The organism is Streptomyces sp. NPDC092045, from assembly GCF_044756005.1.
GTDB lineage: Bacteria > Actinomycetota > Actinomycetes > Streptomycetales > Streptomycetaceae > Streptomyces.
On sequence record NZ_JBIVSC010000041.1, the window covers coordinates 1 to 10382 of the forward strand.

13 protein-coding genes are annotated in these 10382 nt (G+C 67.6%); 7 read left to right on the forward strand and 6 right to left on the reverse strand.

What is annotated here, in order from left to right; all coding sequences use genetic code 11:
- Positions 1–131: 131 nt before the first annotated feature.
- Together ACIQKA_RS34785 and ACIQKA_RS34790 are read right to left on the reverse strand one after the other, a co-directional pair.
- Positions 132–617, reverse strand: a complete 486-nt coding sequence (locus tag ACIQKA_RS34785; protein ID WP_402543385.1) for a hypothetical protein — start codon at positions 615–617, stop codon at positions 132–134.
- Complete coding sequence (locus ACIQKA_RS34790) at positions 614–1261, reverse strand: helix-turn-helix domain-containing protein (RefSeq protein WP_402543386.1); 648 nt, start codon at positions 1259–1261, stop codon at positions 614–616. The genes ACIQKA_RS34785 and ACIQKA_RS34790 overlap by 4 nt, the downstream gene beginning before the upstream one ends.
- 674 nt (positions 1262–1935) lie before the next feature.
- Here ACIQKA_RS34790 and ACIQKA_RS34795 point away from each other — a divergent pair.
- Positions 1936–2148 (forward strand): hypothetical protein, encoded by a 213-nt coding sequence (locus ACIQKA_RS34795; protein ID WP_402543387.1) that lies wholly within the window; start codon positions 1936–1938, stop codon positions 2146–2148.
- Between the two features lie 368 nt (positions 2149–2516).
- Here ACIQKA_RS34795 and ACIQKA_RS34800 read toward each other — a convergent pair whose 3' ends face one another.
- The gene (locus ACIQKA_RS34800) at positions 2517–2870 is read right to left on the reverse strand and encodes a hypothetical protein (RefSeq protein WP_402543389.1); all 354 of its coding nucleotides are present in this window, start codon (positions 2868–2870) and stop codon (positions 2517–2519) included.
- 290 nt (positions 2871–3160) lie between these two features.
- Here ACIQKA_RS34800 and ACIQKA_RS34805 point away from each other — a divergent pair, with 290 nt between their 5' ends.
- From ACIQKA_RS34805 to ACIQKA_RS34820, 4 genes are all read left to right on the forward strand, one after another.
- Positions 3161–4348 carry a hypothetical protein gene (locus ACIQKA_RS34805; RefSeq protein WP_402543391.1) on the forward strand — a complete coding sequence of 396 codons (1188 nt, stop codon included), beginning with the start codon at positions 3161–3163 and terminating at the stop codon, positions 4346–4348.
- A 55-nt stretch (positions 4349–4403) separates the two neighbouring features.
- Positions 4404–4661, forward strand: a complete 258-nt coding sequence (locus tag ACIQKA_RS34810) for a hypothetical protein (RefSeq protein WP_402543392.1) — start codon at positions 4404–4406, stop codon at positions 4659–4661.
- 253 nt (positions 4662–4914) lie between these two features.
- A complete protein-coding gene (gene lexA / locus ACIQKA_RS34815; RefSeq protein ID WP_402543393.1) occupies positions 4915–5592 on the forward strand; it encodes a transcriptional repressor LexA in 678 nt (225 codons plus the stop codon).
- A 121-nt stretch (positions 5593–5713) separates the two neighbouring features.
- Complete coding sequence (locus tag ACIQKA_RS34820) at positions 5714–6241, forward strand: hypothetical protein (protein WP_402543395.1); 528 nt, start codon at positions 5714–5716, stop codon at positions 6239–6241.
- An 84-nt stretch (positions 6242–6325) separates the two neighbouring features.
- Here the strand turns inward: ACIQKA_RS34820 and ACIQKA_RS34825 are convergent, their stop codons facing one another.
- Complete coding sequence (locus ACIQKA_RS34825; RefSeq protein WP_402543397.1) at positions 6326–6601, reverse strand: transposase; 276 nt, start codon at positions 6599–6601, stop codon at positions 6326–6328.
- 31 nt (positions 6602–6632) lie between these two features.
- Positions 6633–7142, reverse strand: coding sequence for a DUF6924 domain-containing protein (locus tag ACIQKA_RS34830; RefSeq protein ID WP_402543398.1), 510 nt, complete (start codon positions 7140–7142; stop codon positions 6633–6635).
- A gap of 397 nt (positions 7143–7539) precedes the next feature.
- Between ACIQKA_RS34830 and ACIQKA_RS34835 the strand changes: the two genes are divergently transcribed.
- Together ACIQKA_RS34835 and ACIQKA_RS34840 are read left to right on the forward strand one after the other, a co-directional pair.
- On the forward strand, positions 7540–8373 hold the full coding sequence (locus tag ACIQKA_RS34835; RefSeq protein WP_402543399.1) for a hypothetical protein: 834 nt from the start codon (positions 7540–7542) through the stop codon (positions 8371–8373).
- A 7-nt stretch (positions 8374–8380) separates the two neighbouring features.
- The gene (locus tag ACIQKA_RS34840; RefSeq protein ID WP_402543400.1) at positions 8381–9238 is read left to right on the forward strand and encodes a hypothetical protein; all 858 of its coding nucleotides are present in this window, start codon (positions 8381–8383) and stop codon (positions 9236–9238) included.
- Between the two features lie 132 nt (positions 9239–9370).
- Here ACIQKA_RS34840 and ACIQKA_RS34845 read toward each other — a convergent pair whose 3' ends face one another.
- Positions 9371–10204 (reverse strand): transposase family protein, encoded by an 834-nt coding sequence (locus ACIQKA_RS34845; protein ID WP_402543401.1) that lies wholly within the window; start codon positions 10202–10204, stop codon positions 9371–9373.
- Positions 10205–10382: the final 178 nt, after the last annotated feature.

Genomic DNA, 10382 nt, shown 5'->3' on the forward strand with positions numbered 1-10382 from the left:
TCAGGCACAAGATCATCCGACACCCGAACCACTGTGCCGTCACCCAACCCGACTGCCAAGCCCCTACGCCGAACTCATTCTGAAACGATCAGTTAGGGTGCGGCGCCGTGTCACCCGGCCGGGCGGCCGGGTCAGTGGACGCGCTTGAGACGGGTCGTTTTGGTGATGGGCGTGACGTTGCCCTTGGCCTTGGCTTCGGCCTTGCGGGCTTTCTCGTCCAGGTGGAGTTGGAAGCGGTACTCGTACTCGTCTTCGAAGTCGCCGACGTCCAGCCGCATGTCCCGGGGCAGGGTCTTGACGGCTCGCTGCTGCTCGCGGGGATCGTTGAAAGCGGCGATCATCGGGTGGAGCTGGAAGCGCCCGCGACGGACCACGGTGACGAGTCGGGCGGCGACCAGGTGCGGCATGGCGCGGCTGATCATGCCTCGCTCCATCGCGAGGCCGGCTGCGAGTTCGTCGTGGGTGGCGACGACCAGGCCGCCGGGCTCCTGCTCGGTCATCATGTGCAGCAGCAGGGTGTAAGCGGTGGGAGGAAGCCGCGGTACGTACGCGAGGCCGTTGAAGCTGCCCCACAGCACGTTACGGCGCGGAACCCATTCCTCGGGAGCGGACGTCATGACGTGGTCTTCCCTTCCCCATCCGACTCCTTGCGCACTTCCAGTGTCGCGCCGGGAGCGGCCATCGCCCGGAACGCTTCGGGTGCGTCCGGGTCCTCCATGATCTCGCGCAGCAGGTCCAGCTGCTCCACCCTGTCACCCATACCCGCCTTGGAGCGCTTCTTCTCGCCCTTCTGCGGCTCCCTGAGCCCTCCCCTGAGGGACGCGGCCGGGTTGAGCTGGTAGAGGCCCCGCTGGAGCTTGCGGAGCGCGCCGTCGGCCTCCAGGACGTTGAAGACACGGCTGATGTGAGGCCGGCTGTACCCGAGGGTCTCGGCAACGTCATCGTGCTTGGCCTCGATCAGGCCGCCGGGCTTTTGCGAACCCATCAGGTGGAACAGCACCACGAGCACGAACCGGTCGCTGTCGTAGCGGACGGCGGCCCAGCGCATGAACTCCAGGCTGTCCATGGAGAACGCCTCGCCGATGAACCCTGTGCTGGAGCCGACCGGGAAGACCTGGGCGGCATGGCCGGCGGGCAGTTCGATGGTGGAGCTGGAAGAGCGGTTGTACGCGGTGGGCGGCGGCTTCGGACGCCGCCGGCGACGCGACGGGACGCCGGGCAGCTTCGGTGCTGCGCTGCCGTCCAGAGGCCCTGAGCTCATGGGGTCGCTGCCTCCTTGATCGTCATGGTGCCAGAACCATAGCGGAGAACCGTGGCAGTAGTGCCACGAAAACGCGGCAGCGCCGACACGAAAGTCACCCGTACGTCAGCCCTGGGCTGACCTCCGCTTCCGGATCCGGCTCGAACCCCCCGCTGACACACTGCGCTTCGTTTCGTGGCAGTACTGCCACGAAACGACATTGGTCGGTCAGGACCGGCTGACGTCGAGACCAAGATATGTCAGCCCTAGGCTGACATATCTTTCTGGCTCCGATTCTCTGACCTGCAAAAATGCACGGCTCTTGCCTCTAGAGCGCGCGCGTGCGTGATACCGGTTCTCCCCGTCGTGATCAAGCACCGCCACACCGTGGGATCTACTCATTAGCAGCAGCATCAGAGTCCGCTGGCCGGACCCCGTCGTGGCGTGCGCGGCTTCGCGTGCGGCCTCGCCGGTCCTCTGCGGGCCGTGGAGGGCACCAGCGTTGCTGAGTCTCGGGTGGTGCCGGCCGTGACGTTCAAAAGCATGTAAGCGTGGCCGATGCCGGTGGGTGATTCCGCTGCTCGGCCCTGGGGGCCGAGCAGCTCCGGTACCTCCGCACCTTGAATTGCGACGTCCCATATCGGGGCTTCCGTTCTGTGGCTGAGCAATCAATAAGCCTCTTTCATCATGAATAGTTGCAGTTCAGTAGGGTCTGTACGCCTTGGACCACTGTCAACGTCTCCGGGGACGCCTGGCCTGACGACCGAGGTCCGGCCATCACCCTTGCCGAGGCCAAAGAGTTCCTCACCGACGCCGACCTCGACGCCGACCTCGATGCCGTCGTCGTGGACGGCGGCGTCTGCCCGGCGGCCAACCACCTCACCATCGTCGACTGCGCCGACGACTAGACCCACCTCGTCCGCGCCGGCCTCGTCCACCCGCGGGGTATCGCCTCCGTCCTCGGCCGGGTCCTACCAACTTCGTGACCGCACCACCCGACGGGCGCCTCCCGGGCAGGGAGGCGCCCGTCGCCGTCAGGACGTAAGAGCTGACAACTCCTCGGCCAGCGGATAGGAATCCCGGACGCGGGCTTCGTTGCCGAGCCGGTGCTGCTCGCGGAACGTACTTCGGCGCCCGGGCCGAACGCGCGTCGGGCGACCGCCAGGACCTGGTGCTCGGTCAGACCTTGCTGAAAGGCGTTGGCGGACGGCCGGATGACGTGGAACTCCACGGGACTTCCCTCCGGCCTGTGAGGACTCGTCTCAGTGAACTCCAGTCACAGGGGGTTGGACCCCGGGTATGCCGATACCCGCTCCGCCGCGTAGGTGCCGTCGGGCAGTACGGCATCGGTCAACTCGAACTGCTCCGTCTTACCTGCAGCGCCGGTCCAGGTGACCCGGATGCCAGCGGGGCGGCTGCTGGGCAGGTGGACGGGCTGGCCGTCAGCAGCCCGGGCTCCGAGCAGGGTGTAGGTGCGAACCGGCCGCACGACCTCGCCGGCCGCGCTGGCCGGGGCGGGAACGGCCTGGTTCCGGCGCCGACGGATCCAGCCCCACGCTGTGGCCCCCGCCAGCAGCGTGAGGCCGCCCAGGGTCTCCGCGGTCCAGCCGGTGAGCACGTCGGTGAGCATGGTGGTGTCCTTGTCTCTGTGTGATGACGGGCTGAGCATGAAGAGCCGCGCACTGACGTCCCGTCCTGGGCGGCACAGTGCGGGTTCGGGGAGTTAGCCACGCAACCCCCCTTCAGCTCCATGTCATTTGAGCGGACGAGATCCGAGGTGACCCGGCGGAGGTAGGGGGGCTCTAAAGAGGCGCCACCGATACGTCATGGGGTAGCCCTGTGGCTCCAGTTCCGCAGGGAGTCACCGGATGAGGTGAAAGCCCCGTCATAGCCCTGAAGGGCGTCGGTACCTTCCCTGGCATGTCCACTGACACCCCAAGCGCGGCCGATCAGCTGCTGCTCGACCACGCGCACCGCCACGGCTTCACCGTGACCGCGAAGATGCTGGAGATCTGGAGGAGTCGCCGCCTGCTGCCTGGCAATGTCCCCGGCGGAGGCCTGGGCCGGGGCAAGGGCAGCACCTCCACCCCGGCGCCCGAGAGCTTCGACCTCGTCCTAGGCCTCGCCCGTCACGCCGACCGCGGCAAGCGCCCGACCGACGTGGCACTGCTCTTGTTCGACGAAGAGCTTCCCGTACCGGAGCAGACGGTACGGGCCGCCTTCACCGCCGCGGTGGACACTCTCACCGTCCCCGGCGACGACGAACCGGACACCGACCCGGAACAACGGCTCGACGACCTCGCCGACCACATCGCCGACGCCGGCCTGACCGTGACCCTGGTCCCCGCCCGGGCCCGGCGGATCGACGAAGGCATCGCCCGCCTCGTCCGCGCCGCCGGACACACCTGGCCTCCGCCCGAGCTCACTGCCCTCGACAAGAACCCCGGCACGCCGACCGCCACGCCCAAGGACGCCGCGCTGGCCGCGGCCGCCGCAGCCATCAACGGAACGATGTCCCTGGAGGACATCAGCGACCTGCTGCGTGCGATGAACCCCACCGCGACGGCCAACCCGATCGCGTCCCTGGTCGAGACCACCCGTAACGACGTGCCCGAGTTCGCCGACGCGGTCCTCACCGAGGACAACCAGCTGGCTCTCGGCCCGGTGCGCGATGCCCGCGACCATCTGCACGACCTGGCCGCTACCGCTCCGCTCCAGGACCTGGCGCGGACTTGGAAGACTGCCGCCGGCGTACGGCAGTGGGCCCTGGACCTGTGCGACCGGGTCGAGGAGGAACTCGCTGCCGGGCACCTGGGCGAGGCGGCCCTGGAGTGGATGAACGGCCGCTACGCGATGGCCGGACTGGCTGTGCTCAGCACCCTGAGGGAACGCGACCGGCCCCCCGTCCAGCACGCCCTCGACGCCTTGGTGCTGCTCTACCAGCTCGGGGAGTTCCACCGGCTCGACCAGCGCATTCCCGGCTGCCAGTGGCACCTCCTCGCCGCCGAGGGGCTGCTGCCGCCACCCGTCCGCGAGCAGCTCCAGGACCTCATCGGCCGGGGCGCGTCCCATGCCGGGTCGGGGGTCGATGTCAGACCGGCCTCGTAGCGTCGAAGACGAGGCCCCGGACCGGACGGGGCCCTGAGGACCGAAGGAGCGGGCCATGGGCGAGATCAGCATCGAGCGACAGCACCTTGACCACCTGCTGACCGACAGCGCGAGCACGTACGGAGCTCCCTACCAGCGGGCCTTCGCCCAGCTCGCCGAAGCGCACCGAGGCCGGCCTGTCGCCGAGATCCTCCCGCTGCTGCGCCGGGCCGCCGACGAGGCGCTGCTCGGCTTCACGGACGCGGACCTCCGTGAACAGGCGCAGGCGATCGGTACGGGCGAGCCGTACGTCCTGCGCATCACGGTGGCCTGACCACGACCGTGCCCGTGCAGGACCTCCCACCGCGCGGCGGTCAGGCCTTGCGCCGGTCGCGGCTCGTGTGGGCGAGAGCGTCGGCGAGCTGGTCGTGATTCATGGACAAGCGGCCCAGGGGCATCTTCCGCCCTCCGGCCCCTCACCACCGGCTGCGAGCACGGCACGCCCTGTTATCGAAAAGATGTTCCTTCCCGGGTGGTATGCGGGTTACTGTCCCTGCACGCAAGATCCCTTCAGGGGGGAGCACCACATGTACGTCGCCGAATCCGAAACCCGCCCTGGGCGCCCGCCCGGTGTCACCCGCTCGGGCCCGGACGGACTCACAACCCGCCAGACCGCCATCGTGGCCTTCATCGAGCAGGCCGTCGCCCGTCAGGGGTACCCGCCCTCGATGAGGGAGATCGGGGCAGGCGTCCACCTCCGGAGCACCTCCTCCGTCGCGCACCAGCTCGTGGCGCTGGAGAAGAAGGGCGTGCTCTACCGGGACCCGCACCGGCCCCGCGCCTACCGCGTCACGCGCGGCCAGCCCGCCGACCACTCCGGTACGGCGCCGGAAGCCGTGCAGGTCCCGCTCGTCGGCCGCATCGCCGCCGGCGCGCCGATCCTTGCCGAGGAGGCCGTCGAAGACGTCCTGCCCCTGCCGCGGCACCTCGTCGGTGAAGGCGAGCTCTTCGCGCTGACAGTCGTCGGCGACAGCATGATCGACACCGCCATCTGCGACGGCGACATCGTCACCGTCCGACGCCAGGACACCGCCAACCACGGTGACATCGTTGCGGCCATGCTGGAAGGCGAAGCCACCGTCAAACGCCTGCGCCGTGACAACGGCCAGGTCTGGCTGATCCCGCACAACACGGCCTACCAGCCGATCCCTGGCGACAGCGCGACTATCCTCGGCAAGGTGGTCGCCGTCCTGCGCGCGCTCTGACCCAAAGCGCCTCGCGCCGCCGGCGGCCCTTCCGTGAAACGGCGTACGCACCCGGCTCCCTCCCGAGCCAGCAAGAACGCCGGCCCCTACCAGCACGACGACGGGACCCGACTTGCCACAGATGCCCGGAGCACGCCTGCCGGGACGGACCTGGACGGTCCGCCTCACCGGCCACCCCGATCACACCGTGTCCGTCACCTGCAGCACCGCCGCGTGCCGGATGCCGCCCCGTACGAAGGACGCCGCGAGCATGCGGCGCTTCGCCGCAGAACACGCCAAAGCCCACGGCCGCCTGGCCGGCGCCCGCCCCAACGCCGCCTGCAGCTGCGGCAGCGACCAGTGCGCCCTCCACGAAACCCGCGTCCACTGCGCCGGCCCCAGCTTCCTGGTCCTCGTGCACAACCCGGCAGTCGGCCAGGTCTGGACACTGGCCGAGGTCTGCCAGACCTGCGCCCAGAACATCCCGCACATCACCATCCTGGCCACGGGCAAGCCCACACTTTCCATCCCCGCGGCCCCGGCCGTGCCGCAGCCGACGCAGCGCGCCGCGGTGCCGGGCGGATTCTCCTCGCCGGAGACCGCTCCCGATCCGTCACCGGGGCGCCGTCGTCCCCACCGCGCCCACTGGCAGCGCCGCGCGGGAAGCTGAGCCCGCGGGGAGTGGTGGGCAGCCCGTGAGTGCTTGCGGATTCCTGTGGGTGCTGTAGCGCGGTGGCGACGGCGCCGACCGACGTCAGGCGGCCTGGGCGAGCAACGCGGTGAAGACTCTCTTCCAGGTGCCATCGGCCGCCCACTTTCGCAGCCTGTTGTGGACGCCCTTCCACGAACCGAAGTGCTCGGGAAGGTCTGTCCAGGCGATCCCAGTGCGGTACTTGAACACGATCGCGTCGATCACCTGCCGATGATCCCGCCAGAGCCCACCCCGCCTCGGCGTCCGATCCGGCAGCAACGGCTTGATACGCGCCCACTGCGCATTACTCAACGACACGCCCCGACGAACGAACCGCACCTTCCAAGGCAACGGCTGCCCGCTGCACCGGTCAGACGGGCCGCAGGACCTGATCGGGCTCTGCGGAAGCGGCTGCGGCGAACTCGGCGAAGCCCATGTTGCCGAGCGTCACGTTCACGTGAATATCGTGCACTGCAGCGGGCGCGGATCGGAACTCCCGGGGCTCCGGCGACTCGATGAGTTCCTGGTAGTAGACGGGATCGAGGTCGCCCTCGTCCTCCCAGACCGTCGTCAAAGCCAGCAGCGCCCGCGCCGGCGACTGCATCGTGTGGCGGTCGGCGACGAAGACGACGCTCAGGTATTCGTCTTCGTCCACCGCGGCAAGAACCTCATCAGCTGTTGCTCCCGACCAAGCGGGCGCGTCGACCACCTGCACCCTTGCGGGAAACTCGTCGTCCGGCCCCCACGGCTGACGAAGCTCCCCAACCACCGTAGTCCACGACTCGTCGTCGCTGAAGTCGGTCCTGATGACGAGAGCGTCGAACATATCGCGTCCGACGATCTCAGGCAGTACTCGCTCAAGGCCCTCCGGCATCGTCATGCCCTGGACTTTCCCACGCAGGTGTTGGCGACAAGGCCGGCGGCGATGCATCCCGTCTGTTCCGTGGGCACCGCAGTCGTCGGCGCGGCGGCGTTCGTCTTCGCCGTCTTCCTGGGGTGGGCAGATGCAGTCGCAGCAGGCGTCAGGGTCACCGCAGCAGGGTTCGCTGGAGGCGTCAGTGCCGGGAAGGGATGCTGGTGTCGGTGCGGTCACGGGGGAGGAGACCGTGGTCGGGAAGTCGATCGCCTTCTTGCACTCCGCGGGGTGCAAGCGACGGGGTCTCGGTTCTGGTGGTCGGGTAGGACCGGCAGCGGCAGCCAGCGACGCCGGAGGGGGTGTCGGTGACATGTTCTTCCTTTCCGGGGCGGGGCGCGGGGGCGTTCGGCATGATGTGCCGGTGAATGCGTTCAGAGTGTTCTTCGAGGGCCACGCTGCCTTCTTCGCTGTAGTGGTGCCAATCGCTGCGATCGCTGGCTCGTACTTCGCTGGTGTCCGCGGTGCGAAGATCCAGGCAAAGGGTGGTCGAGTCCAGGCGGCGGCGGCGAGAGAAGCGGCGGAGATCGCTGCCGAGGCTCAGCGTGTAGCGGCGCTGTGGACGATACGACAGGTGCAGATTGCGGAGTTCATCCATAGCGCCCGTGAACTGGTCCGGCTCAGCCTGCTCCTGTACCGGGTTGCCGACGACGACGTTGAAGCCACGCGGGACAGGTGTGAAACCGCGTACCAGGCGATGAGCCTGCGCTCGGCTGAGATTCGACTCATCGCTCCCAAGACTGTCGTGGAAGCGGGGCAAAAGACAGCTACAGCCGCTAGGGCCGTATTGGATCACGCTCGGCAACGTAGTCCGGTATTTCGCGCGAGGCGTGAATTGACGGATCTTGTCCTCACTGACTACGGCACGAGCGGCGCTGCTGCGCACGCGGCCATTCGCGCCCTTGACGAAGAAAGTGGGGACTATAGCGCAGTAGAAGAAGCCCTGAGCGCAGTGCCTGGACTATCTGCGCGACACGTCAGCGTACTGAGTACCCACTGTTTTGAAGCAACTTCCCTAGAGGCTCTTAGTCAGAGCCTGGACGAGGTTGATCGTGAGTTCGGCAAGTCCTTGGCGGCCATGGTCGACGCCGCCCGCGAGTTGTTGAAGTCCGAGGATGACGTCGCCCCTACGGTGCCTGAGCAGCGCCGACGATGGTGGCGTCATAACTCTGCTGCGTCCAGTGCAGATTCGGCATGATGTACCAGTGAACGCATTCAGACAGTACTTTGAGGACAACCCCGAGATCTTCGCCGTCTTGGTAGCTGCCATCGCCATCGTGGGCGGCCTCGCCGGCAGCATCATCGGCGCGAAGATCCAGGCGAGGAGCGGCCAGGACCAGGCGTCGGCGGCCCGCGAAGCAGCCCAGATCGCTGCGACGGCACAGCATGTGTCGGCTCTGTGGACCATCCAGCAGGTCCAGATTGCTGAGTACATCCAGGGGGTTCGTGACGCACGCCGCTTGATCAGTAGCTTTTACCAGGAAGATTGCTTGAATGGCGAGGCTGCGGCCCTCGCACGTGAATTGATGCATGCGTTGGATCAGAAGCAGGCGGAGATCGAACTGATCGCATCCGAGACCGTTGTGTCGGCAGCGATAAAATTGAATGAGGACGTCCAGTTCGCGCTGATGCTCGCTATTAATACAGGGCAGCCCTACTACGTCCAGATGAAGGTGCAAAAGCAGTTGGAAAGCCCCGACCCGGGAGATACTGCCACAGCCCAGCAGGCGCAGGAGGATGTAGCCGAACTGGCCGCTGTCGCAAGGCGAGCGGACTTAGGGGACGCTGGGGACGCAGAGCTTGATGAAGCCTGGCGTCGAGCGCGCTTCGCCCTCAGCCAGATCTCTGGTGTATCCGAGGAGTTGATATCGAGAGTTCTGCCGGAACTCGCGTTGAACGGGTGGCCGCGAGAACAGGACACACGCGAATTCGCGATCGATCGGAAGACGCAGGGCCTCGTTGCGGCCGCGCGCAGAATGTTGAGGCACGAGGACGACGTCGCCCCGGCGGCGCCGGAGCAGCGCCGCCGATGGTGGCGGAGGGATGAGGGCCTGTCGGCGTAACGAGCTCGTGCACGGTAAGGGGTGAGACGTCGAGGACTTCGACGGGACCCGATGTTCACCTCTGCCGTCGCGCGTCCAGGTCTGCGGTCTGCTGGTGAGACAGCAGACCGGCGACGGCTTGGACGGTGTCGCTCATGTGCTCGCGGCGGCCGAGGTGGCGGGCCAGCGCCCGCCAGTTCTTGAGGTGGGTGATGCCGTGCTCGACCCGGATAGGCGTGAGGAGTGCGCCTTGCGCTGCCGCTCGTGCATTTCCTCGTACCAGTCCGGAGCGTTCTTCTTGAACTTGCGATGCGGCGGAGTCACCACGTGTCCGCCGGTCTGGGCGCCGAGGCCCTGGTAGCCGGCATCGGCAAGGATCTCGACCGCGGGCCCGTCGGCCAGGAGCTTGACCAGCCCTGACTGGCGAGCGTGGGTGATGTCCGCGCAGCTTCCGGGCTTGGTCGGGCTGCACCACAGCACGCGCCCCTCGCCGTCCGTGACCACCATGGGCTTGACGGCGTTCTGCTTGTTCTTGCCGGAGATGAATTTATCCCGGTCCTTGCGTCCGACGGCGGGCCGCCGGACCCGGATCTCAGTGCCGTCGATGATGCCGGTCTTCCCGCTGGCGCCGAGGTGGTCGACGACCTCGGCCAGGGTCCGAAGCCGCACGTCGGGACTGACGGTGCATCCTCGCTCGGGGAGCAGGGGCCGCACCTCGCCGATGGCCCGGGTGATGGTGGAGCGGTCCACGCCGAACCAGCAGGCCAGCACATCGTGCGTGGCCCCGTGACGGAGGTGGACGAGGGCGGCCAAGAGCCGGTCGGCGAACACCAGCCGGTGCTTCGCGCCGGCGCCCACGGCCCGCTTCCGTGGTCGAGAGGCTAGCTTGGCCTGCTGACGCTCATGCCACAACGGACCCACCTCGGCGATGAGTTCAGCGATCACATCGGCCGACAGGCCCGTGATCCGGCGGTTGCTGATGATCACTGCACGAGACGCATTCCCCACCACCCGGCCATGATCAACCATTCGAGGCCTGACGACTTACCGCCTACCGTGCACGAGCTCGTTAGGTTCTGTCGTCAAATGTCACGCCCACATCAGGAGTGATGCGAGGGTGACGGCTGCTTCGTAGGACTGGGCGGTCTTGTCGTAGCGGGTGGCG